General features: G+C 47.1%; 21 protein-coding genes. 7 read left to right on the top strand and 14 right to left on the bottom strand.

Annotation, left to right across the window (positions count from 1 at the left end; genetic code table 11):
* Window positions 1-224: 224 nt before the first annotated feature.
* Window positions 225-512, bottom strand: a complete 288-nt coding sequence (gene yhbY, locus ACTHTJ_RS04090) for a ribosome assembly RNA-binding protein YhbY (RefSeq protein WP_377072840.1) — start codon at window positions 510-512, stop codon at window positions 225-227.
* Between the two features lie 111 nt (window positions 513-623).
* On the opposite strand from yhbY, the gene ACTHTJ_RS04085 reads away from it, so the two are divergent.
* Both ACTHTJ_RS04085 and ftsH read left to right on the top strand, forming a co-directional pair.
* Window positions 624-1,244 (top strand): RlmE family RNA methyltransferase, encoded by a 621-nt coding sequence (locus tag ACTHTJ_RS04085; RefSeq protein ID WP_070460733.1) that lies wholly within the window; start codon window positions 624-626, stop codon window positions 1,242-1,244.
* A 70-nt stretch (window positions 1,245-1,314) separates the two neighbouring features.
* Window positions 1,315-3,261, top strand: a complete 1,947-nt coding sequence (ftsH, locus tag ACTHTJ_RS04080) for an ATP-dependent zinc metalloprotease FtsH (protein ID WP_377072838.1) — start codon at window positions 1,315-1,317, stop codon at window positions 3,259-3,261.
* A gap of 122 nt (window positions 3,262-3,383) precedes the next feature.
* On the opposite strand, the gene tpx is transcribed toward ftsH, so the two are convergent.
* The 3 genes from tpx to trpS all read right to left on the bottom strand — a co-directional run bounded on the left by tpx (window position 3,384) and on the right by trpS (window position 5,554).
* Window positions 3,384-3,878, bottom strand: coding sequence for a thiol peroxidase (tpx, locus tag ACTHTJ_RS04075; RefSeq protein WP_377072837.1), 495 nt, complete (start codon window positions 3,876-3,878; stop codon window positions 3,384-3,386).
* Between the two features lie 42 nt (window positions 3,879-3,920).
* Window positions 3,921-4,460 (bottom strand): hypothetical protein, encoded by a 540-nt coding sequence (locus tag ACTHTJ_RS04070; RefSeq protein ID WP_070585356.1) that lies wholly within the window; start codon window positions 4,458-4,460, stop codon window positions 3,921-3,923.
* Window positions 4,461-4,543: 83 nt separating this feature from the next.
* On the bottom strand, window positions 4,544-5,554 hold the full coding sequence (gene trpS / locus ACTHTJ_RS04065; protein ID WP_070585355.1) for a tryptophan--tRNA ligase: 1,011 nt from the start codon (window positions 5,552-5,554) through the stop codon (window positions 4,544-4,546).
* A gap of 258 nt (window positions 5,555-5,812) precedes the next feature.
* Between trpS and clpB the strand changes: the two genes are divergently transcribed.
* Together clpB and ACTHTJ_RS04055 are read left to right on the top strand one after the other, a co-directional pair.
* Window positions 5,813-8,392 (top strand): ATP-dependent chaperone ClpB, encoded by a 2,580-nt coding sequence (gene clpB / locus ACTHTJ_RS04060; protein ID WP_070585353.1) that lies wholly within the window; start codon window positions 5,813-5,815, stop codon window positions 8,390-8,392.
* Between the two features lie 229 nt (window positions 8,393-8,621).
* Window positions 8,622-10,610 (top strand): site-specific recombinase, encoded by a 1,989-nt coding sequence (locus ACTHTJ_RS04055; RefSeq protein WP_440360782.1) that lies wholly within the window; start codon window positions 8,622-8,624, stop codon window positions 10,608-10,610.
* Window positions 10,611-10,675: 65 nt separating this feature from the next.
* Here the strand turns inward: ACTHTJ_RS04055 and clpP are convergent, their stop codons facing one another.
* From clpP to ACTHTJ_RS04005, 10 genes are all read right to left on the bottom strand, one after another.
* Window positions 10,676-11,296 carry an ATP-dependent Clp endopeptidase proteolytic subunit ClpP gene (gene clpP / locus ACTHTJ_RS04050; protein ID WP_003683589.1) on the bottom strand — a complete coding sequence of 207 codons (621 nt, stop codon included), beginning with the start codon at window positions 11,294-11,296 and terminating at the stop codon, window positions 10,676-10,678.
* 89 nt (window positions 11,297-11,385) lie between these two features.
* Window positions 11,386-12,696 (bottom strand): trigger factor, encoded by a 1,311-nt coding sequence (gene tig, locus ACTHTJ_RS04045; protein ID WP_070585350.1) that lies wholly within the window; start codon window positions 12,694-12,696, stop codon window positions 11,386-11,388.
* Window positions 12,697-12,888: 192 nt separating this feature from the next.
* Window positions 12,889-15,333: a DNA translocase FtsK gene (locus ACTHTJ_RS04040; protein ID WP_070585348.1), complete on the bottom strand. Its 2,445-nt coding sequence runs from the start codon at window positions 15,331-15,333 to the stop codon at window positions 12,889-12,891.
* 188 nt (window positions 15,334-15,521) lie between these two features.
* Window positions 15,522-16,073: a hypothetical protein gene (locus tag ACTHTJ_RS04035; protein WP_070585346.1), complete on the bottom strand. Its 552-nt coding sequence runs from the start codon at window positions 16,071-16,073 to the stop codon at window positions 15,522-15,524.
* 36 nt (window positions 16,074-16,109) lie between these two features.
* On the bottom strand, window positions 16,110-16,463 hold the full coding sequence (locus ACTHTJ_RS04030; protein WP_070585344.1) for a nucleolar protein: 354 nt from the start codon (window positions 16,461-16,463) through the stop codon (window positions 16,110-16,112).
* A 47-nt stretch (window positions 16,464-16,510) separates the two neighbouring features.
* The gene (locus tag ACTHTJ_RS04025; RefSeq protein ID WP_070585342.1) at window positions 16,511-18,430 is read right to left on the bottom strand and encodes an ATP-binding cassette domain-containing protein; all 1,920 of its coding nucleotides are present in this window, start codon (window positions 18,428-18,430) and stop codon (window positions 16,511-16,513) included.
* A 171-nt stretch (window positions 18,431-18,601) separates the two neighbouring features.
* Window positions 18,602-19,369 carry an amino acid ABC transporter ATP-binding protein gene (locus tag ACTHTJ_RS04020; RefSeq protein WP_049333845.1) on the bottom strand — a complete coding sequence of 256 codons (768 nt, stop codon included), beginning with the start codon at window positions 19,367-19,369 and terminating at the stop codon, window positions 18,602-18,604.
* A gap of 9 nt (window positions 19,370-19,378) precedes the next feature.
* Window positions 19,379-20,095, bottom strand: a complete 717-nt coding sequence (locus ACTHTJ_RS04015; RefSeq protein WP_049333847.1) for an amino acid ABC transporter permease — start codon at window positions 20,093-20,095, stop codon at window positions 19,379-19,381.
* Complete coding sequence (locus tag ACTHTJ_RS04010; protein ID WP_049333849.1) at window positions 20,085-20,909, bottom strand: amino acid ABC transporter substrate-binding protein; 825 nt, start codon at window positions 20,907-20,909, stop codon at window positions 20,085-20,087. Before ACTHTJ_RS04010 ends, ACTHTJ_RS04015 begins: the two co-directional genes overlap by 11 nt.
* Before the next feature lie 154 nt (window positions 20,910-21,063).
* A complete protein-coding gene (locus ACTHTJ_RS04005; RefSeq protein ID WP_070585340.1) occupies window positions 21,064-22,974 on the bottom strand; it encodes an alpha-amylase family protein in 1,911 nt (636 codons plus the stop codon).
* A gap of 666 nt (window positions 22,975-23,640) precedes the next feature.
* On the opposite strand from ACTHTJ_RS04005, the gene ACTHTJ_RS04000 reads away from it, so the two are divergent.
* From ACTHTJ_RS04000 to ACTHTJ_RS03990, 3 genes are read left to right on the top strand one after another with little or no spacing between them, the layout of a single operon-like run.
* Complete coding sequence (locus tag ACTHTJ_RS04000) at window positions 23,641-24,420, top strand: (Fe-S)-binding protein (RefSeq protein ID WP_049344813.1); 780 nt, start codon at window positions 23,641-23,643, stop codon at window positions 24,418-24,420.
* Window positions 24,417-25,118 carry a LutC/YkgG family protein gene (locus ACTHTJ_RS03995; protein WP_070585339.1) on the top strand — a complete coding sequence of 234 codons (702 nt, stop codon included), beginning with the start codon at window positions 24,417-24,419 and terminating at the stop codon, window positions 25,116-25,118. Before ACTHTJ_RS04000 ends, ACTHTJ_RS03995 begins: the two co-directional genes overlap by 4 nt.
* Complete coding sequence (locus ACTHTJ_RS03990) at window positions 25,115-26,566, top strand: LutB/LldF family L-lactate oxidation iron-sulfur protein (protein WP_070585336.1); 1,452 nt, start codon at window positions 25,115-25,117, stop codon at window positions 26,564-26,566. The genes ACTHTJ_RS03995 and ACTHTJ_RS03990 overlap by 4 nt, the downstream gene beginning before the upstream one ends.
* Window positions 26,567-26,665: the final 99 nt, after the last annotated feature.

The raw sequence follows: 26,665 nt of genomic DNA, 5'->3' as shown, positions 1-26,665 counted from the left end.
GGTTTGCTTTTATATTTTGCGAAGGATTAAGAATAAAATAATCGGCCGACAGAGTGCGGCCGTTATGATTTTGTAATTTTGAGGTTATTTACAAAAACAGACAACCGTATTTGTATTTTGATGCTTAGAATAATGGAATAAATCATTTCGTACTGCATAAATACAACAGAAGGATATGATTAAAGTGGGTCGAGAAAATACTTCTGCTGTTTATTCAGTTTAAATTATTCGTCGTCCGGTTTCTTACGCCACAAAACAAGTAATTTGCCAATATGTTGCACCAGTTGAGCACCCAGTGTTTCACACAGGGCATTGCAAATTTCAATACGTTCAGCACGATCATCGCCAAAAACACGGACTTTAATCAATTCGTGCGCTGTCAATGCGGCATCGGCTTCTTTGATGACTGAGTCGGTCAAGCCTTGTTGGCCAACCATAACGACAGGGTGGAGGTGGTGTGCTTGGGCTTTCAAGGCCAAAATTTCTTTGGTGCTTAATTTGTTGTCGCTCATATTAATAAGTATCCAATTCAAAAGAATAATGGCTATATTGTACGCGATTTAGAACATTTACGGGGGAAATAACGTACAATGCTGATTTTAACTTAAGCATTTCAAATCAAGATGGCTGTACGCTCAAAATCTTCAAAAGCATGGCTGCATGAGCACGTCAACGATCATTATGTCCATATGGCACAAAAGGACGGATATCGTGCCAGAGCGGCTTATAAGTTATTGGAAATCAATCAAAAAGACAAATTAATCAAACCAGGTACGGTTTTGGCGGATTTGGGCAGCGCGCCGGGAAGTTGGTCACAGGTTGCGGCCAAGCTGGTCGGTAAAACTGGGGCAGTGTTTGCTTTGGATATTTTGCCAATGGAAGCTATTGAAGGTGTGTCGTTTATTCAGGGCGACTTTAGGGAAGATGCTGTTTTGGAGCAGTTTGAAGCTTTATTGGATAATCGTCCGCTAGACCTTGTAATCTGTGATATGGCACCCAATATGTCAGGCAATGCCGTAACAGACCAGGCACGCAGTTTTTATTTGTGTGAACTGGCCTTGGATTTTGCCTCCCAACATTTGAAAACCGGAGGCAGTTTTTTAGTGAAGGTGTTTCAAGGCGCGGGTTATCAAGAGTATACGGCGGCTATGCGTGAAATTTTTGCCAGTGTACAAACTCGAAAGCCGGATGCTTCCCGCAATCGTTCCAGTGAGATTTACCTATTAGGTAAAAATAAACGCTGACAATGTAGGGTGGGTGCTTTAAAATTCTTTCCCTTGATTTTATTTATTTTGTAACCATGGAGCCTGTTCAGTGGGGAATACCATTAAAAACATATTAGTCTGGGTAGTGGGTGGTGCTATGCTTTTAGCAGCATTCAATGCACTCAGCGATAAGCAGGAAGATAAACAGCAAATCGAATATTCTCAATTTATTCAGCAAGTTAATAGTGGCGAAGTATCCAATGTCAATATTGAAGGATCTGTTGTCAGCGGCTATCTGATTAAAGGTGAGCGCACCGATAAAACTGCCTTCTATACCAATGCGCCTTTGGATGACAACTTGGTTAAAACACTGTTGGACAACAAAGTACGCGTCAAAGTGACTCCGGAAGAAAAACCAAGCATGCTGGCCAGTCTGTTTTACAGCCTGCTGCCTGTTTTGTTGTTGATCGGTGCATGGTTCTACTTCATGCGCATGCAAAGCGGCGGTGGCGGTAAAGGCGGCGCATTCTCTTTTGGTAAGAGCCGTGCACGTTTGTTGGACAAAGATTCCAATAAAGTGACTTTTGCCGATGTTGCAGGTTGTGATGAGGCAAAAGAAGAAGTACAAGAAATCGTGGATTACCTGAAATCGCCTAACCGTTACCAAAGCCTGGGTGGTCGTGTACCGCGCGGTATTTTGTTGGCCGGTAGCCCTGGTACGGGTAAAACATTACTGGCTAAAGCGATTGCTGGTGAAGCCGGTGTGCCATTCTTCAGTATTTCAGGTTCTGACTTCGTAGAAATGTTTGTCGGTGTCGGTGCGAGCCGTGTCCGCGATATGTTCGAGCAGGCTAAGAAAAACGCGCCATGTATCATCTTTATCGATGAAATTGATGCGGTTGGCCGTCAGCGTGGTGCCGGTTTGGGCGGTGGTAATGATGAGCGTGAGCAAACATTGAACCAATTGTTGGTTGAAATGGATGGTTTTGAAAGTAACCAAACCGTTATTGTGATCGCAGCAACCAACCGTCCTGATGTACTTGACCCTGCGTTGCAGCGTCCAGGCCGTTTTGACCGTCAAGTCGTTGTTCCGTTGCCTGATATTCGTGGCCGTGAGCAAATCTTGAAAGTTCACGCTAAAAAAGTGCCTTTGGATGCATCTGTAGATTTGACTTCTTTAGCACGCGGTACACCGGGTTTTTCAGGTGCGGATTTGGCAAACTTGGTCAATGAAGCAGCTTTGTTTGCCGGCCGTCGTAATAAAGTTAAAGTCGATCAAAGCGACTTTGAAGATGCGAAAGACAAAATCTACATGGGTCCGGAGCGTCGCAGCATGGTAATGCACGAAGATGAAAAACGTGCGACAGCCTATCATGAGGCCGGTCATGCAATCGTAGCGGAAAGCCTGCCGTTTACCGATCCGGTTCACAAAGTAACCATTATGCCTCGTGGTCGTGCATTGGGTTTGACTTGGCAGCTGCCTGAGCGTGACCGCATCAGTATGTACAAAGACCAAATGCTGAGCCAGCTCTCAATCTTGTTTGGTGGCCGTATTGCTGAGGATATTTTTGTCGGCCGTATTTCTACCGGCGCATCTAACGACTTTGAGCGTGCAACTCAAATGGCACGCGAGATGGTAACGCGTTATGGTATGAGCGACAAAATGGGTGTGATGGTTTATGCTGAGAACGAAGGTGAAGTATTCTTGGGTCGCAGCGTAACCCGTTCTCAAAATATTTCCGAGAAAACCCAACAAGATATCGATGCGGAAATCCGCCGTATTTTGGATGAGCAATACCAAGTGGCTTACAAAATCTTGGATGAAAATCGCGATAAGATGGAAACCATGTGCAAAGCACTGATGGATTGGGAAACCATCGATCGAGACCAAGTTTTGGAAATTATGGCTGGTAAACAACCTAGCCCGCCTAAAGATTACAGCCACAATGTCCGTGATGACAAAGTAGAAGAGCCTGAAGCGCCTGTTGCTGAAGCTGCTGAACCTGTTGAGCAAAATGAGGTTCAGAATACTGATTCAGTGGAAGCAGGCAGATAAAACAGATAAATCTGTATAAGGTTTGAAACAGAAAACGGTAGCTTTTAAGCTACCGTTTTTATTTTGAAGATAATCTAAAGGCCGTCTGAAAAGCTTCAGACGGCCTGATTTTATTTGGTTAATTACAAAACAGCTAAAGCTGCTTCGTAGTCAGGCTCGTTCGCAATTTCAGAAACCAACTCAGCGTGGAGAACTTGGTTTTGATCATTTAAAACCACCACTGCACGGGCAGTCAGGCCGCGTAATGGGCTTTCTGTCAGTGTAACACCGTAATCGTTAGAAAAGCTGCTGCGGAATGTGGAAAGTGTCACTACATTTTCCAAACCTTCTGCGCCGCAGAAACGGGCTTGTGCAAACGGTAAATCGGCAGAAATGCACAAAACAACGGTATTATCCAAAGAAGAGGCATGTTTGTTGAAAGTGCGGACGGACTGGGCGCATACGCCGGTGTCAATGCTAGGGAAAATATTCAGCACTTTGCGTTTGCCTGCAAAGTCAGCCAATGATTTTTCAGATAGGTCTGCCGCTACCAATGTGAAATCAGGTACAACTTGGCCGATGGCAGGCAAATTGCCGTTTGTAGAAATAGGTGAGCCTTGGAAAGTAACTTGAGCCATGATTCAGTCCTTGTGTCAGGGGAAAATAGGATGGTCAGGGGTTTAGTAATGGCGGCGACGGAAATAGAACATGCCTTCGCTGTCAATTTCTAAAATATAGCGGCCGTTTTGTACGGCGGCATAACCGCTTTTACCCTCGGTATAAGGCTGTAAAGCAGCGTGTGAAATCAGATAGTCGGTCAGTTTGTTGCCGTCTTGGGCAATATTGTCTACCATTTTTGCAAAGACAGTGTGGCAGACGCCGTTGGCTGACCAGCCGGCTGAAACGCCTTTTTCATTTTTTTCCATGCATTGGCCGCTGATGACTTCTAAGTCGGTAGGGTGCTTGCCAATCAGATTGATGATGCCGCCCTCTATGCCGTTAATCGGATAGGTACGTTGTTTTTTACCTTCTTTAGTTTCGCCTTCTTGAGCTGTACCTAAATCCAAACCGGCTATGGCTTGTTCATCGATATATTTAACTTTGAAGGTAGGCTTGGGCGCTTTGCCTGAAGCAGCATCATTGGCTGCAGTATCTTCAGATTTACCGCCGCAGGCAGCCAATGAAAGGCTGAGCAAGATAAGGGGGAAGGTTTTTTTCATATGAGAAACCCTAGAAAACGATTATATTTCAAATAATAAACGATATTATGGCCGTCTGAAATATTCAGACGGCCTTACTATTATTATTTCAACGGACGAATACCTACCGCATCGCGTACTTTATCTAACAATTCACGTGCTTCTTTACGCGCTTTTTGTGCGCCGGCCTGCAAAATGTCTTCAATTTGAGATGGTTTGGCTGTCAACTCATTGTAACGCTCGCGGGGTTCTGCGAGTTCGGCATTGATTTTTGCACCTAAGAGTTTCTTAGCCTCACCCCAAGCAAGGCCTTCGGCCAGCATTTGCGTGAACTCGGCAGTTTCAGACGGCGTGGAGAAGGCTTTGTAGATTTCAAACAGAGGACTTTCATCAGGCTGTTTCTGCTCGCCGGGTTCTTTCATATTGGTGATGATTTTGTTGACCGATTTTTGGGTTTTCTTGTCGTTTTCCCAAAGCGGAATGGTATTGCCGTAGGATTTGGACATTTTTCGTCCGTCCAAGCCGACCAAGAGTTCGACATTTTCGTCAATTTTTACTTCAGGCAAGGTGAAGAGTTCTTGGAAGCGGTGATTGAAGCGACCGGCAATATCGCGTGCCATTTCAACGTGTTGGATTTGGTCGCGACCGACTGGAACTTCATGGGCATTGAACATAAGGATGTCGGCAGTCATGAGGATAGGGTAGCTGTACAGGCCCATTTCCACGCCGTGATCTGGATCTTCCTGACCGTTTTCGGTATTTGCCTGTACTGCAGCTTTATAAGCGTGGGCACGGTTCATCAAGCCTTTTGCAGTGATACAGGTCAGAATCCAGTTCAATTCCATTACTTCGGGAATATCGCTTTGACGGTAGAAAGTGGTCTGTTCCGGATTGAGTCCGCAGGCGAGCCATGTGGCAGCAACAGCTTGAGTAGATTGATGAATCATTTTCGGCTCATGACATTTAATGATGCCGTGATAGTCGGCCAAAAAGAGGAATGATTCGGTATTGGAATCTTGCGCCGCGCGGATGGCCGGGCGGATGGCACCGACGTAGTTGCCCAAGTGGGGAATACCTGTTGTGGTAACGCCTGTTAAAACTCGTTTTTTGCTCATGAAAGTATCCTTCGGCACAAAGGCCGTCTGAAAATAAATATGGTGCCGATTATACCTGATTATTCTTGATTTTTCAGACGGCCTTTTGAGTAAAGAGTAGATGGATAATAAAAGTTATGCACATAAACTCATAGAAATAAAACGTTATAAAACAATAATATAGTAAAAATTGTTGATTAATGGGATAAATGGCTCTTGAGTTATCCACATTTGCGCTTATATAGGCTCTAACAGAATATATTTGAAGAGGAACTTAAAATGAGATTTGATAAATTGACTGCCAAATTTCAGCAAGCTCTGCAAGAAGGTCAAAGTCTGGCTTTGGCTGCGGACAGCAGCTACCTTGAGGCAGGCTTTATCTTAAAAGCGTTGCTTGACGATCAAAACAGTGGTGCTGCTGCGTTACTGGCTCATGCAGGTGTGAATGTGCCTCAAGTAAAACAACGTTTGCAGCAACATTTGAGCAGCTTGCCAAAAGTATCCGGTCAAGGTGGCGATATTATGCCTAGCCGTGAGCTGCAAGCTGTATTGAACTTGATGGACAAGGCTGCGACCAAACGTGGCGATGCCTATATCGCCAGCGAACTTTTCCTGCTGGCTTTGGTTCAGCAGAATGATGCGACCGGCAAAATTTTGAAAGAAGCCGGTGCAACCGAACAAAATATCAATGCCGCGATTGATGCGGTACGAGGAGGACAAAACGTGAACGATGCGAATGCTGAAGACCAACGCGATGCTTTGAAAAAATACACACTCGACCTGACTCAACGCGCCCGAGACGGCAAGCTCGACCCTGTTATCGGTCGTGATGATGAAATCCGCCGTGCAATTCAGGTATTGCAACGCCGTACCAAAAACAACCCTGTGCTGATTGGTGAGCCGGGTGTGGGTAAAACCGCCATCGTCGAAGGCTTGGCGCAACGTATTGTTAACGGCGAAGTACCTGAATCCCTGCGTAACAAACGCCTTTTGGTTCTGGACTTGGCGGCTTTGATTGCCGGCGCGAAATACCGCGGCGAATTTGAAGAACGCTTGAAAGGCGTGTTGAACGACTTGGCTAAAGACGATGGTAACACTCTGATTTTCATTGATGAAATCCATACTTTGGTTGGTGCAGGCAAAACCGACGGCGCAATGGATGCGGGCAATATGTTGAAACCGGCTTTGGCGCGTGGCGAATTGCACTGTATCGGTGCGACTACTTTGGATGAATACCGTCAGTACATCGAGAAAGATGCGGCACTCGAACGTCGCTTCCAAAAAGTATTGGTTGGCGAGCCAAGTGTGGAAGATACCATCGCTATTTTGCGCGGTTTGCAAGAGCGTTATGAGATCCACCACGGTATCGATATTACCGACCCTGCTATCGTTGCCGCAGCGGAGTTGAGCGATCGTTATATTACCGACCGCTTCCTGCCTGATAAAGCGATTGATTTGATTGACGAAGCCGCCAGCCGTGTCAAGATGGAAAAAGAAACCAAACCGGAAGCGATGGACAAAATCGACCGCCGTTTGATTCAGCTTCGGATGGAAAAGGCGCACGTTGAAAAAGAAAAAGACGATGCCAGCAAAAAACGTTTGGAACTGATAGACGAGGAAATCGACGGCTTGCAAAAAGAATACGCCGATTTAGACGAAATCTGGAAAGCCGAAAAAGCGATTTCAGACGGTGCTGCCAATATTAAGAAACAAATTGACGAAGTCAAAATTAAAATCGAACAGGCAAAACGGCAAGGCGATTTGGCACTGGCTTCAAAATTGATGTATGAAGATTTGGAGCATTTGGAAAAACAGCGTGCAGCCGCCGAACGGGCAGATACGGACAGCACAAAACCGGCAAACAAACTCTTGCGTAATAATGTCGGCGCGGAGGAAATCGCAGAAGTGGTTTCCCGCATGACCGGCATCCCAGTGTCCAAAATGATGGAAGGCGAACGTGACAAGCTGCTGAAGATGGAAGAAGTATTACACCGCCGCGTGGTCGGTCAAGATGAAGCCGTGCGTGCCGTATCTGACGCTATCCGCCGCAGCCGTTCCGGTTTGGCTGATCCGAATAAACCTTATGGCAGCTTCTTGTTCTTAGGCCCGACCGGTGTGGGTAAAACCGAGTTGTGCAAAGCTTTGGCAGGCTTCCTGTTTGACAGCGAAGATCATCTGATTCGTATCGATATGTCCGAATACATGGAAAAACATGCTGTTGCCCGCTTAATCGGTGCGCCTCCCGGCTATGTTGGTTACGAAGAGGGCGGTTACCTGACTGAGCAAGTCCGCCGCAAACCATACAGCGTGATTCTTTTGGATGAAGTGGAAAAAGCCCATCCGGACGTATTCAACATCTTGCTGCAAGTATTGGATGACGGCCGCTTGACCGACGGACAAGGCCGTACCGTAGACTTCAAAAATACCGTTATCGTGATGACTTCCAATATTGGTAGCCAACATATCCAACAAATGGGTACTCAGGACTACGAAGCGGTGAAAGAAGTTGTGATGGAGGATGTGAAAGAACATTTCCGTCCTGAAATGATCAACCGTATTGATGAAGTAGTCGTGTTCCATGGTTTGGATCAGGCCAATATCCGCAGTATTGCGAAAATCCAGCTTAAAGGTTTGGAAAAACGTTTGGAAGCACAACATCTGCATCTGAAAGTCGATGATGCTGCCTTGGATCTGATTGCCGAAGCCGGTTTCGATCCTGTGTATGGTGCCCGTCCGCTCAAACGCGCCATTCAGTCAGAAATCGAAAACCCGCTGGCAAAAGCATTGCTTGAAGGTAAATATGCACCGGATAGCACAATCCATGTTAAAGAAGAGGGTGGTAAGCTCTTGTTTGCATAAGTTTAAAACAATGTAGTATGCTGTTGTAAAAGGCCGTCTGAAGGAATTCAGACGGCCTTTCCTAGTTATTGATTCACATCATATATTTGTTATGTAATTTGATTATTCATTGAATTTTAGAGAATATTAATCGAAAATCTTGTACCATGGGTTGATAAAGAATGCGATATAATCCGACCTGTTTGCCAAGGTTCTTGCTAAATATCTTATTTTATGTAATAATACTACAATGCAAAAACTGACTAATCAAAATCTTCACATTATTTTGTCGGAACGCTTAAATGATACCGACTTTGTTCTTATTCTCAATGCATTAATCAAATTTTTGCGCCGAGGAGGTAAAAAACAGGCTTCCGAACGTTTCGATTTGATTTTATCTACTTTAAAACAAGATGATGCTTTATGCCGTCAATTCAGCCTGCGCTTCTATGCCTGGCTGTCCAAAGTTCACATCTATCCTGCGCTGATTAAGCTGGGTATTTTCTCGCGCCATAGTTTTACTCGAGAGATGGGCATACGGATTTACGAGCGTTTCAGCCCGTCTTATAAAGATTTTTCCAATCTGCGCGAAGTGTTTTTGTATCTTTTCCATTCGAAAAACGATGATAAATGGTTGCAAACCCTGAGTTTGCGCCAATGGTTGAGCATGTATGAATTGTTGCAGAGTAAAGCCGATCCTGCTTTGCTTCAGACGGCCAGCCGACAGTTAGCGGATGCCCGTTTACGAGCGGTGGAAATGCTGTCTATTTGGATTGCTTCCGAAGCGATTGAGCCGGATTTAATACGGATTGCCCCCCGTTTGTTGGAGGCAGATTCAGCATTTGTTGCTTTGCAACGTGAAATTGCAAAATTGGTAGAACACTATCGCCACAGTGAAGAAACTTATGATACGGCGCACTTGGAGGTCATGTTTGACCAGTGCGACAAGCAAATTGAGTATCTGCGTCGGCGTGGTACAGGAGCGGGGTCTGGCTCGTCAGTGAAAGTGGCGCACTTGTTGGAGCGCCTGCAACAAACCATAGACCGTCTGAAACTGTTGACTAATATTCAAATCGAAACCGGCAGCCGTACTCGCTTAACCATCAATCTGATGAATGCGATGATTTACGCGGCGGTAGAGCAATATAGTACCAGCCACTTGCGTAAAAGCAGTATCCGAATGCTGGCACGCAGTATTACGGAAAACAAAAGTCATCATGGCGAGCATTACATTACGCGCAACCGTAGCGAATATTTCAAAATGTTTTATTCCGCAGCGGGCGGCGGCGTAATTATTGCTTTGATGGCATTGAATAAAATCCATATCGCGTCTTTGGGATTCGGTGAGTTTACTACTTCATTCTTGGCCGGGCTCAATTATGGTTTGGGCTTTATGCTGATTCATATGCTGCATTGCACTGTTGCAACCAAACAGCCTGCTATGACGGCGGCGAGCTTTGCTGAACAGGTGGACTCAAATGAAGGCAGCAAAGCGGTGGACAATAAATTGGCTAAACTGCTGATTGACGTATGCCGTTCGCAAAGTGTTGCCGTGTTTGGCAATGTATCGATTGCGGTATTGTTGGCAGCAGGGATTGCTTTTGGCTATGCCTACACGCATGGTCAGCCTTTATTAAACGAGGCGGTTACAGCCTACCAGCTTAAATCTATTGAGATTTTTACTCAGCCGACCTTATGGTATGCCGCTATTGCCGGGGTATGGCTGTTTTGCTCGGGGATTATTGCGGGCTTTTTTGACAACCGTTCCGATTATCTGAACCTGCGTCAGCGCCTGCCGTTTAATCCGTTTTTACGAAAAATCATGCGTCCTCAGCCGCGCCGCCGTTTGGCTGCTTATATTCATAAGCATTACGGCTCGCTTATGGGCAATTTTATTTTCGGTATGCTTTTGGGGATGACCGGCTATTTTGGCCATCTTTTCGGCTTGCCGCTGGATATTCGCCATGTGGCGTTCTCTTCGGCAAATTTGGGTTATGCCGCGATTAGCGGTCATGCAGATATATTCACTTTTATGCTTGGCTTGGCCAGTGTATTGGCAATCGGCATGGTGAATCTGGTGGTCAGTTTTTCTTTGGCTTTGGCTGTTGCGCTCCGTTCTCGCGGTACGCGTTTGGGTAGTATGCGTAATCTTCTGAAGAGCTTCTGGAGTCAAGTGAAAGCCAATCCTTTGATTTTGCTGTATCCGGTTCAAGTGAATAATAAAGACAACGCGAAGTAAGATTGAAGAAAGGCCGTCTGAATATATATTTTTCAGACGGCCTTTTAATTTAAAATCGATAAAGATTAGGCTTGCAGAGAGGCGCGGTTTTCCAAAACTTGGTCAATCAAACCATATTCTTTAGCTTCATCGGCAGACATATAATTATCGCGGTCGGTATCGCGTTCCAAGTCAGCCAAATCGCGATCACAATGTTTGGCGAGTAAGCGGTTCAGTTTCTCTTTGATTTTCAGCAGCTCTTTAGCGTGAATTTCAATATCGGAAGCCTGACCGGCCAATCCGCCGCTGATGAGCGGTTGGTGAATCATGATGCGGCTGTTTGGCAGGGCAAAGCGTTTGCCTTTTTCGCCTGCGGACAACAGGAATGCGCCCATACTTGCTGCTTGACCCAAGCATAAGGTAGAAACATGAGGCTTGATGAAGTTCATGGTGTCGTAAATCGACATACCGGCAGTAACCGAACCGCCCGGAGAGTTGATATAGAAGAAGATATCTTTATCAGGGTTTTCACTTTCCAAGAACAGTAATTGCGCAACAACCAAGTTGGCAGATTCGTCTGTCACCGGGCCGATCAAGAAAACGATGCGCTCTTTCAAAAGGCGTGAGTAGATGTCGAATGCGCGCTCGCCGCGACCGCTTTGCTCGATAACGGTAGGGACAAGGTAATTATTGAAATCGAAGGACATTTTTGTCTCCTGTTAATGATGGAAAAGCACCAAAGCATTTAAAGCGCTTCGGTGCTTTTGATTGTCTGTTTCAGACGGCCTTGGAGCAATTAAGCTTGTGCGCCCATTACTTCGTCAAAAGACAGCGCTTTTTCAGTTACTTTAGCTTTGCTCAGAACGAAATCAACAACGTTGCTTTCTACTGCCAAAGAAGTCGGGCCTTGCAGGCGGGAAGGCTCTGCGTAGTACCAGTCGATAACTTCTTGAGGATCTTCGTAGCTTTCAGCGAAGTTGGCAACAACGGCTTTGATTTGGTCTTCAGTTGGCTCAAGTTTGTTTTCTTCAACCAATTTAGCCAAAATCAGACCCAAAGAAACGCGGCGTTCTGCTTGTTCTTTGAACATATCCAAAGGCAGATCCAAGTTGGCAGCGTCAGCCATACCTTGGTTAACGAAGTTTTGTTTCATTTCGTTTGCCAAGCGAGCGGCTTCTTCGTTGACCAAAGCAACAGGAACTTGCAAATCGACTGCTTTGAGCAGGGCGTTCATGACAGATTCTTTAGTTTGTTCACCGATGCGGCGCTCAACTTCGCGGCCAACGTTTTTCTTCACTTCTTCACGCATTTTGGCAACGTCGCCGTCTTCAATACCCAAAGCTTTAGCGAAGTCTGCATCAACTTCAGGCAAAGTAGCTTCAGAAACGTTGTTCAGAGTGATGGTGAATACGGCAGATTTACCGGCAACATCTTTACCGTGGTAGTCTTCAGGGAAGTTTACGGTAACATCTTTGCTTTCGCCGGCTTTCATGCCGACGACACCGGCTTCGAATTCAGGCAGCATTTGACCTGCGCCCAATACGAAAGCGTAGTTTTTAGACGCGCCGCCAGCGAAAGGTTCGCCGTCGATTTTGCCTTCAAAGTCGATGATGACGCGGTCGCCGTTTTGGGCTTCGCGGTCAACATGGTTGAAGCGGGTGCGTTGTTTACGCAGGATTTCTACAGTTTGGTCGACTTCGGCATCGCCAACAGTCGCAGTTACTTTTTCTACTTCTTGGGTTGACAGGTCGCCAATAGTTACTTCAGGGAAAACTTCAAAAATAGCGGCAACTTTGAAAGACTCTTGATCGTCTTGTTCTTCAACGGCTTCAAAACGTGGGTAACCGGCAACTTTCAATTCTTGAGCAACGGCAACTTCGTAGAATTCGCGTTGTACCAATTCGTTGATAACGTCGTTTTGTGCGCTTGCGCCGTACATTTGGGCAATCATTTTGAACGGTGCTTTACCCGGACGGAAGCCGTCAACTTTTGCACGGCGTTGGGTTTGTTTCAGTTTTTTCTCAGTTTCTGCGTTGATTTTGGACCAAGGCAGAGACAATACTACTTTGCGTTCCAGATTTTCTAAAGTTTCAACAGTTACGCTCATCGTAAGCCCTTAAATTTGTTGTGTTTAAACGGTTATCCTTCTGCTCAGTATTCCGAAGAACTTCGGAAGCGTGCATAAGGTCAAAATTTAGCTGCTTAGTATAACACAATGTTTCACGAATAACATAAAAAGGCCGTCTGAAAAGTGGGAAATTCTTTTCAGACGGCCTTTGCGTTTCGATATTGTTGTTTTTTACAGCTGGTCTTTTTGCGCCAGAATCCGTCGGCTGCCGTTGATGTCTGCCGGAGAAAGAACACCGGCATTTTCAAGCGCATCTACCAAATTGGCGGCACGGTTGTAGCCGATGCGTAATTGGCGTTGGAGTGCGGAAATGGAAGTTTTCCGGCTTTCCAATACGAAGGCAACGGCTTGATCAAATAACTCATCGCTGTTTGCATTCGGATTGACAATATTGGTGGTTTCGATGGCCGCTTCACCACTGAGCAGGCCTTCTACATAATTGGTCGGAGCCTGTTCTTTGACGAAATTGACGACCTGATGCACTTCATCATCGGAAACAAACGCACCTTGCAGGCGTGTCGGTTCTGCGCTTCCCGGTTGCAGGAATAATGAGTCGCCGTATTTGAGCAATTCGTCTGCACCCATTTGGTCAAGAATAGTGCGGCTGTCGATTTTGCTTTGTACGGTAAAGGCCATACGTGTCGGAATGTTGGCTTTAATCAGGCCGGTAACCACATCAACGCTTGGGCGTTGGGTGGCGACAATCATGTGAATGCCTGCTGCACGCGCTTTTTGGGCAAGGCGTGCGATTTGTTGCTCAACGGATTTGCGTTCGGTCATCATCAAGTCTGCCAATTCGTCAATGACGACTACAATCAACGGCAGTTTTTCCAGAGGCTCAGGATCGTCAGGATTTAAGCTGAACGGATTGAGTAATGGCTTACCTGCTGCTTTGGCTTGTTCGACTTTTTGGTTGAAACCGTCCAAATTACGCACGCCGGCATGGGAAAGTAAGCGATAACGTTTTTCCATTTCGGCAACACACCAGTTCAACGCTTGTCCTGCCTCGCGCATATCGGTCACAACCGGACAAAGCAGGTGCGGAATGCCGTCGTAAATGCTCAATTCCAGCATTTTAGGGTCAATCATAATGAAGCGGACTTCGTCGGGCGTGGCTTTGAAGAGCATGGACATAATCATGCCGTTCACGCCGACGGATTTACCCGAGCCGGTCATACCAGCGACCAAAAGATGCGGCATTTTTGCCAAGTCGCCGACAACGGGCGTACCTGCAATATCTTTACCCAAGGCAACGGTCAGTTTGGATTTGGCGTCGGTAAACACGGGTGAAGAGAGGATTTCGCTCAACATCACGTCTTGGCGTTTCTCATTGGGCAATTCAATGCCCATGGTGTTTTTACCGGCAATGGTTTCTACGATGCGTACCGCTTGCAGAGACATCGAGCGCGCCAAATCTTTGGACAGGGCGACAATTTGACTACCTTTGACACCTTGTGCCGGTTCGATTTCGTAGCGGGTAATCACGGGGCCGGAAGTGGCGGAAACAACCTGTACGCCGATGCCAAATTCAGCCAGCTTGGCTTCGATCAATTCTGCGGTTTGTTGCAATTCATCCGGATTGACGGCAACCGGTTCTTCAGACGGCATACGCAACAGGTTCATATTGGGTTTGTGGTATTCGCCGTTGTTTTTAGGTTCAGTATCGTCAAACAGGGAAGTTTGGATTTTAGGGGGCGGCGCAACGGATACGGCAACGGTTTTACGGTTGCTGCTGCTGCCTGCCAACGGAGTAACCGGAGTGGCGGTAATGGTTTTGGCTTCTTTAACCATGCGGCGCGTATTTTGGGTTTCCAAAGCTTCGGAGCAGACATCTTCTTTTTTATTTCGGAACTGAGACAGTTTTTTCATCAGGTTGCCAAACAGACCACCCATATGGCTGCCGGATTTGGCCATGACTTCCAACCATGACACCTGAGCCAGCAGGGAAATGGATAAAAGCAACATCACCAGCATAATCAACAGACTGCCCGACTTACCCAACAGCCAAGCCAAGCCTGAACCCGCCAGCAAGCCGACCAAGCCGCCTGCACCGACGGGAAGGGATTCGCTCAATGCATTGTCAAACAGGAAATGTTCGATAATCGGGCTGCACACCAGCAGGAGAAACAATGCCAAAGCGGCTACGCTGTGATTGTAGGGCTTGTGGTTTTCCTGCTTTTTCATGGGGCGGAAATTTTTGTAGAGGAAAACGCAAGAGGCAGCTATCCACCACCAAAACGATAGGCCGAACAGATAATATCCGACATCGGAAAGATAGGAGCCAAAGAGGCCGCCGAGGTTGGCGACATCGTTGCTTTTGGGAACGCTGCGCGACCATGCAGGGTCGTCCATGCTGAAGCTGGCCAGGGAAATGGCCAGATAAATGGTGATAACCAAGCCAAACAGCCATAAAGCATCATTAATCAAGTTGACGACATGCTCGGGACGCGCTTTTTTTTCTTCGTTTTTTTGCAGCTCTTTGGCGGCCTTGAGGCGTTGGGAGACTTTATTGTCGGCTTGAGTTTGTGCTTTGGTGGATTTGCGTGTGGTCGGTTTGGCTGCCGGTTTGGTAGAGACGCGTTTTTTTGTTTGGGTTTTAGAAGATTTTGCAGTCATGAGATAAAGGCCGTCTGAAAAGACCGGAGGTAATGTGCGTAAAGGGCAAATTATACCGTATTTACTAGGCACAAGAAATTGAAACGGGCGTAATCATTATAGGATTCAGGCCGTCTGTTTGGCATGACGAAAATTTTGGATTTCGTTTCCACCTATTCAGAAGGCCTGATGTTTTGATTGATTTGGACTTACATTCTGCCCAGTTCGCGCTGGAGGGCTTGAATGTTTTTCTCTCTATCCAAAACCGCACCTTGCAGCGTACTGATGGCCTGTTGATTGACGCTGCCACCTTTGGCTGTCCGCGCTTGGCTCAGTTGCTTTTTGGCATCGGCCAAAGCCGCGCGTTCATTGGATAACTCGGTTTCCAGAATAGAGCGGCGACTGTTGACACCGGAGGATTTTGGAACCGGAGGAGGAGCCGTTTCAGAAGCAGTGCGGATAGGGGCAGGTTTGGGCGTTGCTTTGTGGTTGGATTTTGCTGCTGTGTTTTTGCTTTTTGCCGGAGCCGTTTGTGATGTCGGTGCGTTGAGTGTAGGCGCATCGCTAACCGGGGCGTCGTATCGGCTGCTGCTGTATTTGCCGACAATCGGCAAATCGTTGACGGCTTGGCAGTTGCCGCTTGGGCGCGAGGTATAGACAATCGAGCCGTTGACTTCACAGGTGTAGATTTTTGCGGCGTGGGCTTGGCTATTGAAAACGGCAAGCGGCAGCAGGGATAGGGTAAGCAGATATTTTTTCATGATTCAGGTAGGGCCGATTCGTTGCAGTTGAGCATTTTATTCTTGTTCAGACGGCATGGGCTGCTGTTTTTTAGCTTTTGTACCGTTTTTGTTTTTGCTCGGTTTGTCGGCTTTTTTCTCTTGTTTATCGGATTTTTCCGCGCGTGCCTTTTTCTTAGGCTTTGCACTTGCGCGTTCATTAGAGGCATTGAGGCTGCGGATGTTGAGGTGGTAACCGCTGCCTTGATGGCCGCTGATTTTAGGCAATTGTGCCTGTGCGCAGGAGGATTTGGGTTCGGAAGTATAGCTGCCGTTGCCGCAGGAATAAACTGCGGCGGCTGCGTGAAGAGAAATGCCCAAGACGAAAGAGGATACGAGGAAGTATCCGGCTTGTTTGATGGTTGAAGTCATGTTTTTCCGTATTGTGTTTTATTTCAGACGGCCTGATGGCTCTATTTTTATTGGGAAAACTCGGCTTCGACATCCACTTGGATTTGCTCAAGCTCTTCCTGCCATTGCAGCCAGTTTTCTTCCAGTTGCGTTAATTTTACTTTAGTTTCTGTTAATTGTGCGAGTGTCTCTTGCAATTTGGGTTTATTTTCTTCTGAATAAGCAGATTCTTGTGCCAAAAATGCTTCACAGGCCGTCTGAATATCAGTCAATCGCGTGATTTCTTTTTCGGCTTTGTCGATTTTCTGCTGAATCGGTTTGCTGCGTTTGGCTTTTTCCTGACGGATTTGTGCCTCGATACGCTTGGTGTCCTTGCGGCTTTGGCTTTGTGCAGATGCGGCGGGGGCTGCTGCGGCGTTTTCTTGTGCCAACCGCCATTGACGGTAGTCGTTCAAATCGCCGTCGAAGTTGTTCAGACGGCCTTTGTCAATCAATAGGAAGCTGTCGGTAGTCGCTTCAAGCAGGCTGCGGTCGTGTGATACGACAATCAATGCGCCTTGGAAACTTTGCAGAGCAAGTGTCAGGGCGTGGCGCATATCCAAGTCTAGGTGGTTGGTCGGTTCGTCAAGCAGCAGCAGATTAGGTTTTTGCCAGATAATCATGGCAAGGGCGAGCCGCGCTTTTTCGCCGCCAGAAAAGGGCTCGGTCTTTTGAACCGCCATATCGCCGATAAAGTTGAAACCGCCTAAAAAGTTACGGATTTCCTGTTCGCGGACTTCGGGCGAAAGCTGCTGGATATGCCAAACCGGACTTTGATCGGCGTGCAATGTGTCTAGTTGGTGTTGGGCAAAATAGCCGATATTGAGCTTCTCGGAGCGTACGATGCTGCCGGAAAGTAAATCGATTTTTCCTGCCAATGCTTTGATAAATGTAGATTTACCGCTGCCGTTAACGCCCAATAGGCCGTAACGTGCGCCGCTTTCCAAAGACAAGGTGATATCGTGTAAAACGGTATTGTCGCCATAACCTAAGTCGGCATGGTCGAGTTTCAATAATGGATTAGGCAGATGGGTCGGATTGGCAAACTCAAAGGAAAACTCGCTATCCAAATGCGCAGGAGCGATGCGCTCAAGTTTGGCTAATGCCTTCATGCGGCTTTGGGCTTGTACGGCCTTTGTGGCTTTGGCTTTGAAACGGTCGATAAAGGATTGCAGATGTTTGATTTGCGCCTGCTGTTTGACGTAGGCGGCTTGTTGTTGCGCCAGACGTTGGGCGCGTTCGGCTTGATAGAAATCGTAATTGCCGCCGTATTGGGTCAGTTTTTGTTGCGACAGCTCGATGGTGTGCGTTGTGGTGGCATTCAAGAAGTCACGGTCATGGGAGATGATGATTTGCGTACAGGGCAGGGAAGCGAGATGGTTTTCCAGCCATAACACGGTTTCTAAATCCAAGTGGTTGGTCGGTTCGTCCAAAAGCAACAAATCGGCACGACAAATCAGCGCTTGGGCAAGGTTGAGGCGCATACGCCAGCCGCCGGAGAAGGATTTGACGGGGCGCGTATGTTCTTCTTGTGCAAAACCTAAGCCGTTAAGCAGTTTGGCGGCACGTGCCGGAGCAGTGTAGGCATCGATTTCTTCAAGTTTGGCGTGATATTCGGCTTGCTTCATGCCGTCGTTTTGCGCTTCTGCTTGAGCCAAGGCCGTCTGAAAAGCCTGCAATTCGGCATCGCCTTGTAAAACGTAGTCTAAAGCGGAAATATCTAAATCAGGTGTTTCTTGAGAGACGGAAGCAAGGCGCCATGTTTTGGGAATAAGGATTTCGCCGCCATCTTGAGTGATTTCACCTTTTATTAGCGCAAACAGGCTGGATTTGCCCGTACCGTTTTTACCGATTAAACCAACGCGTTGGCCAGGGTTGATTACGGCATCGGCTTTATCGAGCAGGACTTTCAAACCGCGTTGTAAGGTGAGTTTTTTAATTTCTATCATGATGGCAGGCAAGGGGATGAGTAAAACGAAAGGCGTTATTTTACCTGAAAAGACATATAAAAGGCCGTCTGAACAAGTATGAAAACGAAATCAACGATTTCTATTTCACTTATTCAGACGGCCTTTATGAAATGACGGTCGGAAATGCTTTCAAATTGTCTGTCGTTTCAATTAAATTTGAAGATCGGCATTGTCTGCACGGATTTGGCGCAGGAATTTTTGTGTCCGCTCATGTTTGGGATGATTGAACAAATCTTGCGGGCTGCCTTGTTCGACAATAACGCCGCCGTCCATCACGACAACGGTGGTTGCCACTTCCAAGGCGAATTTGATTTCATGCGTAACGACAACCATGGTCCAGCCTTCTTGTGCCAATTCCTTCATGGTATCCAAAACATCTTGCACCAATTCAGGGTCAAGCGCGGAAGTCGGTTCGTCAAACAGCATCAATTCAGGCTGAATCGCCAATGCGCGGGCAATGCCGACACGCTGCTGTTGACCGCCGGAAAGCTGGTAGGGGTAGAGGTCAATCTTATCGCCCAAACCGACTTTTTCAAGCAATTTGACAGCCTCTTCACGCGCTTGAGCGACAGGCTTGCCTTGTACGGCAACCGGCCCTTCCATGACGTTTTCCAACGCAGTTTTGTGAGGAAAGAGGTTGTATTGTTGGAACACCATGCCGGATTTGCGGCGCAGTGCCAAAATATCATGTTTGCTTGGTTTTTTGGAAAAATCGATGCTTAACGGCTGCGCATTGTCAAACTCGATCTGACCTTGTTCAGGCATTTCTAAAGCGTTTAAACAGCGTAAAAACGTGGTTTTGCCTGATCCGGACGGGCCTAGGATAACCACCACCTGTCCTTTGCCGACATCCAAATCGATGCCGCGCAAAATGGTATTTTCGCCAAAGGTCTTATGGATATTGCGGATTTTAATCATGACAACTCCTTATTTGGCGACATAACGGTCGAAACGTTTTTCCAAACGCGCCTGAATCAAAAACAGCACTTTACAGAAACACCAATAAACCAATGCGGCTTCGATATAAACCGGTAGATAGTCATAGGAGCGATTCGCAATCTGTTGGGTAACTTGGAATAATTCAGTTACCGTTACAACAGCTGCAAGCGAGGTATTTTTGAATAAACCGATAAATTCATTGCTCAAAGGCGGTACGGCAACGCGGAATGCCTGCGGAGCGACAATGCGGTGGAAAGTCTGCATATAGGTCATACCGATGGAGAAACCGGCTTCCCATTGGCCTTTAGGTACGGACAAAATTGCCGCGCGTATGGTTTCGGAAGCGTATGAGCCGACATTGAGCGAAAAGCCGATGATGGCGGCAGGAATCGGGTCGATATAAATACCAACAGATGGCAGACCGTAGAAGACCACTGCTAGTTGTATTAAAAGCGGTGTTCCACGAATGACCGAAATATAGAATTCAACCACTTTAAGTAGAATTTTTTGAAGAATTCCACCTGGTGGCATGATTCTTACCAAAGCAACGGCTACGGCAATAATCATACCGATAACGAAAGAAGCAATCGCCAGAGGAAGAGATACTATAAAGCAGGCTTTGACCATAGGCCAAAACGCGCTGATGAACATATCAGCGCGTGTTTCCGTCATAAACGGCAGAGAAGCAAGAAAATTATTTAACACTGATGTCTTTTCCGAAGAATTGTTCGCCCAGCTTTTTCAGCGTGCCGTCGGCTTTCAGCTCAGTCATGGCTGTGCTGAATTTGGCCAATGCCTCATCATTGCCTTTATTGACAATCAAGCCGGAGCCGACTTTTTCATCAGCCGGGGCAGACCAAACGATTTTTACACCAGCATCAGGTTTATTTTTCAGGTAGTCCAATACTGCCAATTCGTCGTTCAGGGTTGCGTCGGCACGTTTTTGTTCAATCAGGGTCAGAGATTGTGCCAAACCATCTACCGGTACGAGTTCTGCGCCTGCAGCTTTGGCTTTTTCACCATAGTTACTGGTCAGGGATTGTGCGGTTTTCACGCCTTTGATGTCATCTATGGATTTGATGTTGCTGTCTTTGCGTACAACCAATACAGCACCGCTCCAGCTGTAAGGTTCGGATTTGTCAAAAGTCGCTTGACGCTCAGGGCTGGTCAGGCCAACTTGGTTGGCGACTACGTCAAAACGGCCGGCTTTTAAACCTGCCATCATGGAGTCCCAACGTGTTTCTTTAAATTCAACTTTGATGCCCAGTTTGTCGGCAACTGCGCGGGTTACTTCGACATCATAGCCGGTCAATTTGCCGTCTTTGTCGTGATAGGTGAATGGTGCGTAAGTACCTTCCGTACCGACAGTGATGGTACCTTTGTTGTTGATACGCTCAATCAGTGAGCCGGAGGCCGCACCGGATTGTGCCGGAGCAGAAGAAGCTGAGTTGCTGCCTTCTCCGCCGCAAGCAGCCAAAACTACTGCAGCGATGGTACCGAGTACGAATTTTTTCAACATGGATTTTTACTCCTGACTTTAAGTGTGTCATTTGGTATTAAAGCGTGCATTCTAAGCGAAACTGCCCAAAATACAAAATACATCTTATGCCTTAAAAGGCCGTCTGAATGCTGATTTGTTCAGACGGCCTTGAATGATGTATAAAAAATTCAGCTTATGCAATTTCAAGCCACATGACTTGATAGGGTTGCAGGACCAAATCCTGATTCAGAGAAACGGTTTGACCGCTGATCAAATCGTGCGCTTTAAACGGCATGGCCTGCAGGGTGTGCGCACTGATGGTTTGCGCATGTTCGCTGAAGTTGCCGAATGCCAAAAGCGCGTTGTTGCGCATATAGCCGATGATGTGTTTGTTGTTGGTGTTGAAGGTGACCAGCCTGCCGCCATTAAAGCGCGGATTGCTTTGGCGGATGGAAATCATATGGCGCAAACCTTGGAAGATTTGACCGGCAGTGGTCGAGCCGTCATGGCGTTGGTTATATAACTCTTCATCATAACGAGGACGGTGTGCCCAGCGGCTGTCGTCACTCTTGTTGCTGTCTTGCGACCAGTCATCGTCATTGAGCGTACCGACTTCGTCGCCTAGGTAAATCAGCGGCAGGCCGCCGGTACTCAAAGCAATGCTGTACAAAAGTTTGATGCGGTCAACGGCATATGGATCGTTTTGTGCCAAGCCGACCAATGCTGCGGCTGTACCGCTGACACGGCAGTCGCCTGTGCTTGGGTTGTATTGGAACGGTACACCGCGCGCGAAGCTGCCGTCGAAATGGTTGACGAAGAAGCGGTTGAGGAATTGTCGGTGGTCGTAGCCGTGGATGCCGAACTGCCATGCGTCCTCATCGGCAAACGTCCAGCCGATGTCATCATGACTGCGGACGTAGTTGACCCATGCCGTGTGGTCGGGCAGGTTGTGGCGGTAGGTCAGTGCCTGATGGAGCAGGTTGACTTCGCGCGTGGCAAGCGTGTTCCACAACAATGCCATTTGAAGAGGATTGTAGCCGATTTGACATTCGTCTTGGCTGATGTATTGGACAACTTGGTCAGGATGGACAATGGCTTCAGATTTGAAGAACACGGCTGGCGCTGCGATACGCATTACAGAGTTAAACGCGCGAATCAGGGCGTGTGCCTGAGGCAGGTTTTCGCAGCTTGTGCCCATTTGCTTCCAAATAAAGGCAACGGCGTCCATGCGCAGAATATCAACGCCCAAGTTGGCAAGGAACATCATTTCGCCTGCCATGGCGCGGAATACCCATGGATTGCTGTAATTCAAGTCCCATTGGAAGGAGTTGAATGTTGTCCATACCCAGCGTCCGTCTTCCAGTTGGGAGAAGCCGCCCGGATGTTGGTCGGGGAAGATTTCACGCAGGGTGCGGTCGTATTGGTCGGGCATCCAACGGTCAGGGAAAATGTAGTAGAAATTGTCGTAGAGCGGATCGCCGGCGGCGCAGCGTTTTGCCCATTCGTGTTTATTAGAAGTATGGTTAAAGATGAAATCGACGACGGCGGAAATGCCCGCTTCGTGCAGCGCGGCAATGACATCGCGCAAGTCGTCTATTGTGCCCAGTGCCGGATTGACATCGCGGTAGCTGCTGACCGCATATCCGCCGTCGCTTTTGCCTTCAGGGCATTTAAACAGGGGCATCAGGTGCAGATAGGTCAGGCCCAACTCTTGGAAATAAGGAATTTTGGCTTTCAAGCCTTGCAGATCGCCTGCGAACAAATCGACGTAGCACGCGCCGCCAACCTGTTTGTTGGACAAAATCCAATCAGGATCGTTTTCGCGCGCGATATCGATTTCTTTTAAGGATGAGTTGCGTTGGGAATAGCTTTGCCATGCTTGGGCAATCAGTTGCTCCAGCATGGGGAGGACGGCTTCGTTGTTGTTGTAAACATTGTCCAGCTCGTGCATCAGTTTTGGGAAGTGTTCTTCAAGTCGTCTGTCAAACTGTTTCCAGTCTTCAGATGTCTCGATGCTTGCACGCTGTTCGGGGGTATAAATCGATAGGGTGCGTTCTTTAAGGTGATGCAAGGTCAAATCAACCTGTTGAGTCTGGGTCAACATAATGCCTACTCCGAAGTTAAGGTGAAATTGTTTTGAAGCTTGGTTTCACTTCTTTTGCAAATTCATGCCGATTGTGGGCGGCTAAGACTGTAATTTTGCGTCAAGAGACTGTCTCAATGATACTGGAAGTGCTTGAGTGTGCATAGAGTTTTCAAGGTTAAGAAGGATGATTTTTCAAGTGTTTGATTTTGATTAAAAGTAAGGTTGAGCATATGGAAAGCGGCCTTTTGACGAACTTATCTTTCAGGCGGCCTGAGTCTTGTGAGAAAAACTTTTATTTTTATTATCTTAGACATCTTTTTATTCAGATATGGCCGTCTGAAACATATGTACAGCATAATGGGTCGCTTATTTTGTTTAAAAATGAGTCATAGAGATTAAGTTCATGACTTCTGATGTAAATCAAGATTCTATAAAGAGGCAGTTATTGTGTTTTAAATAAAGAGAGAATGTACGAGCTTCATTCATTAAAAAATGAATCCATCAGTTTTCTTATTGATAGTGGTTATTATGTAGATTATCAAGTTAATAAGGAAAAGGTGTTTGTCTGGTTTGTCATGCTTTTTTAATATTATTTTTTAAAATTAGACTTGACCCATTACAAGCAATTACTTAAAGTATCCATCTTATTTTTACACAAGAAAACGGGTTGTCCCGTTCTAAAAAATGAGCGCAATCAAACCACCACAAATCACTGTATTCGACAGCAAGCCAACCGATGCTTATTTCTTCGGTACTTGCGTTCTCGACCTTTTCATGCCTGAAGCAGGCATGGATGCCATTACTTTAATCGAACAACAGGGTATCCGTGTCCATTATCCAATGGAGCAAAGCTGCTGCGGTCAACCGGCCTATTCGTCAGGCCATCCTAAAGAAGCCTTTGATGTTGCCAAAGCGCAACTGGATTTATTCCCTGAAAATTGGCCGATTGTCGTGCCTTCCGGTTCTTGCGGCGGCATGATGAAACACCATTGGCCGACTCTGTTCAAAGGTACCGAGTACGAGCAAAAAGCCATTGATTGCGCTAACCGTATCATTGAATTTACTCACTTCCTGCTGGCGATTGGTTATAAACCTGAAGATAAAGGCGAGCCGGTTAAAGTGGCCGTTCATACTTCTTGCGCGGCGCGTCGTGAGATGAATGTCCATTTGTCAGGCTGGCAGCTGATTGATGGCATGGAAAATGTTGAACGTATCGTTCACGACCATGAAAGCGAGTGCTGCGGTTTTGGCGGTACATTCTCTGTGAAACAAGCCGATATTTCCGGTGCGATGGTAACCGACAAAGTCGCAGCCTTAAAAGAAACAGGCGCAACTGAAATCATCAGCGCGGACTGCGGTTGCATGATGAATATCGGCGGCAAAATTGCCAAAGACGAACCCAATATGCCACGTCCGAAACATATTGCATCTTTCCTGTTGGAACGTACCGGAGGTAAAGCATGAGCGCGCGCGAAAATATTTTAGCGAAATTGAAAAAAGCCGATTCCTTGCCGATGGAAGAACCGCCGGTTTTCGAGTATTACCGTAAAATGGGTGTTTCTTGGGCTAACGATGTCGAGCGCTTGAAACATTGGGCGGCTGCCATGCGTGCCGTTAAAACTGAAATCTATTGGGTTACCAAATCCAACTGGCCGCAAGTATTCCGCCAAGCAGCCGAAGGCAAAGGCTTGAAAAATATTCTGCTCCCATTGGAAACAGAACACGGCCAGCTGGCTCGTGCAGCTTTGGCCGATACTAATATTGAAGCGTGTGGTTTTGAGCGAAAAATCGACGACTGGAAAAACGAATTCTTTACCGATATTGAGGCTGGTTTTAGCGGCTCTAAATGCGGTATTGCCCGTACCGGTACGATTATGCTGGAGTCCAGCCCTGTTGAGCCGCGCAGCCTGAGTTTGGTTCCGCCTGTGCATTTCTGCCTGTTTGACACCAGCAAGATGTACAACGAATTCCATAATGCTGTTGAAGGTGAAAAACTGGTAGAAAAAGGCATGCCTACCAACGTTATTTTGATTTCCGGCCCGTCTAAGACTGCCGATATTCAATTGACTTTGGCCTATGGTGCACACGGCCCGCGCGATTTAGTGGTTTTGGCCGTTCTGCCTGATCATATTTCCCCTGCCGATTTGGAGGAAAAAGCATGAGTTCCCAAACCATTAAATTCCATATGAAGCCGGAAACGTTCAAGCAAAACGCTGCGATTTCTTTGCAAGACAAGCCTCTGCGTAAAAGCTTGCGCACAGCGATGGATATGCTGATGACCAAGCGCAAAGCCGTTTTGACAGATGAAGAAGAGCTGCAAAGCCTGCGTGACTTGTGTGAGCATGTCCGTCAACGTTCGTTGTCCAAATTGCCTGCATTATTGGAACAGCTGGAAGAAAACCTGACCAAGCTGGGCGTTAAAGTTCACTGGGCGGAAACACCTGCCGAAGCCTGCCAAATCATTCACAGCATCATTACCGATAAAAATGGCAAGCTGATGGTGAAAGGCAAATCTATGGTCAGCGAAGAGATTGAGCTGAACCATTATCTGCAGGATCAAGGCATTAAAGCAGTTGAGAGCGACTTGGGCGAGTTTATCGTTCAAATGGCCGGCGAGAAACCAACCCATATCGTGATGCCTGCCATTCACAAGACCAAAGAGCAGGTTAGCGAGCTTTTCCATCAAAACCTCGGTACTCCATTAACAGATGATGTAGACCAGTTGACTGGATTTGCGCGTAAAGCATTGCGCGATATTTATAGCACTGCCGATGTCGGTTTGAGCGGTGTGAACTTTGCCGTTGCGGAAACAGGCACTTTGTGTCTGGTCGAAAACGAAGGCAACGGCCGCTTGAGTACCACCGTGCCGCCTGTGCATATCGCCATTACCGGTATTGAAAAAGTGGTTGCAAAGCTGTCGGATGTTCCGCCTTTGTACAGTCTGCTGCCGCGTTCCGCCATCGGTCAGAACATTACCACTTATTTCAATATGATTACCGGCCCTCGCCGTAGCGAAGAGCTGGACGGCCCTCAAGAAATGCACTTGGTGCTGCTTGATAACGGCCGTAGCCAAGCTTATGCAGAAGATCAAATGCGCCGCACCTTGCAATGTATCCGTTGCGGTGCGTGTATGAACCACTGTCCGGTTTATACCCGTATCGGTGGTGCGGCCTACGGTACGACTTATCCCGGCCCGATTGGCGAGATTATCTCTCCGCATTTGTTGGGCTTGGATGCGACACGCGATCTGCCGACTGCGTGTACCATGTGTGGCGCCTGTGTTGAAGTTTGCCCGGTACGCATTCCGATTACCGAACAAATGCAACGTCTGCGTGTTGAAGCGCAACGTTCGCCAACAGAAACCGTTCCGCATCCTATCCGTGGTCAAGGCGCATCGCATACTTTCGGCGAACAACTGGCATGGCGTACGTTTAACGGTATTTTCAGCGGCAGTAAAGCTTACCGTGCATTCGGTTGGACAGCCTCTAAATTCCGTGCATTGACGCCTAGCAAGCAGCTGGGTTGGACGGATAACCGTGTTCCGATGAAACCGGCTAAGAAAACGCTGCATCAAATGATGGTAGAGAAACTCCAGAAAGAAAAAGCATAAGGCTTGATAAATAAAACCTGAGGAATAAAAGGCTTCAGGTTTTATTTTTTATTGAATGCTGCTGGTGTGGCATCGCTATTTGTAAAGGCGTTTGATTTG

It is taken from the genome of Neisseria sp. P0018.S001 (assembly GCF_051957355.1).
GTDB classification, from domain to species: domain Bacteria; phylum Pseudomonadota; class Gammaproteobacteria; order Burkholderiales; family Neisseriaceae; genus Neisseria; species Neisseria subflava_A.
This window is presented reverse-complemented; position numbering and strand designations above follow the sequence as displayed.

Bases quoted from the DNA above. Each gene is read 5' to 3' on its own strand.
- yhbY (WP_377072840.1), bottom strand. From the start codon at position 512: ATGAGCGACAACAAATTAAGCACCAAAGAAATTTTGGCCTTGAAAGCC.
- ACTHTJ_RS04085 (WP_070460733.1), top strand. From the start codon at position 624: ATGGCTGTACGCTCAAAATCTTCAAAAGCATGGCTGCATGAGCACGTC.
- tpx (WP_377072837.1), bottom strand. From the start codon at position 3,878: ATGGCTCAAGTTACTTTCCAAGGCTCACCTATTTCTACAAACGGCAAT.
- ACTHTJ_RS04070 (WP_070585356.1), bottom strand. From the start codon at position 4,460: ATGAAAAAAACCTTCCCCCTTATCTTGCTCAGCCTTTCATTGGCTGCC.
- trpS (WP_070585355.1), bottom strand. From the start codon at position 5,554: ATGAGCAAAAAACGAGTTTTAACAGGCGTTACCACAACAGGTATTCCC.
- clpB (WP_070585353.1), top strand. From the start codon at position 5,813: ATGAGATTTGATAAATTGACTGCCAAATTTCAGCAAGCTCTGCAAGAA.
- ACTHTJ_RS04055 (WP_440360782.1), top strand. From the start codon at position 8,622: ATGCAAAAACTGACTAATCAAAATCTTCACATTATTTTGTCGGAACGC.
- clpP (WP_003683589.1), bottom strand. From the start codon at position 11,296: ATGTCCTTCGATTTCAATAATTACCTTGTCCCTACCGTTATCGAGCAA.
- tig (WP_070585350.1), bottom strand. From the start codon at position 12,696: ATGAGCGTAACTGTTGAAACTTTAGAAAATCTGGAACGCAAAGTAGTA.
- ACTHTJ_RS04040 (WP_070585348.1), bottom strand. From the start codon at position 15,333: ATGACTGCAAAATCTTCTAAAACCCAAACAAAAAAACGCGTCTCTACC.
- ACTHTJ_RS04035 (WP_070585346.1), bottom strand. From the start codon at position 16,073: ATGAAAAAATATCTGCTTACCCTATCCCTGCTGCCGCTTGCCGTTTTC.
- ACTHTJ_RS04030 (WP_070585344.1), bottom strand. From the start codon at position 16,463: ATGACTTCAACCATCAAACAAGCCGGATACTTCCTCGTATCCTCTTTC.
- ACTHTJ_RS04025 (WP_070585342.1), bottom strand. From the start codon at position 18,430: ATGATAGAAATTAAAAAACTCACCTTACAACGCGGTTTGAAAGTCCTG.
- ACTHTJ_RS04020 (WP_049333845.1), bottom strand. From the start codon at position 19,369: ATGATTAAAATCCGCAATATCCATAAGACCTTTGGCGAAAATACCATT.
- ACTHTJ_RS04010 (WP_049333849.1), bottom strand. From the start codon at position 20,909: ATGTTGAAAAAATTCGTACTCGGTACCATCGCTGCAGTAGTTTTGGCT.
- ACTHTJ_RS04005 (WP_070585340.1), bottom strand. From the start codon at position 22,974: ATGTTGACCCAGACTCAACAGGTTGATTTGACCTTGCATCACCTTAAA.
- ACTHTJ_RS04000 (WP_049344813.1), top strand. From the start codon at position 23,641: ATGAGCGCAATCAAACCACCACAAATCACTGTATTCGACAGCAAGCCA.
- ACTHTJ_RS03995 (WP_070585339.1), top strand. From the start codon at position 24,417: ATGAGCGCGCGCGAAAATATTTTAGCGAAATTGAAAAAAGCCGATTCC.
- ACTHTJ_RS03990 (WP_070585336.1), top strand. From the start codon at position 25,115: ATGAGTTCCCAAACCATTAAATTCCATATGAAGCCGGAAACGTTCAAG.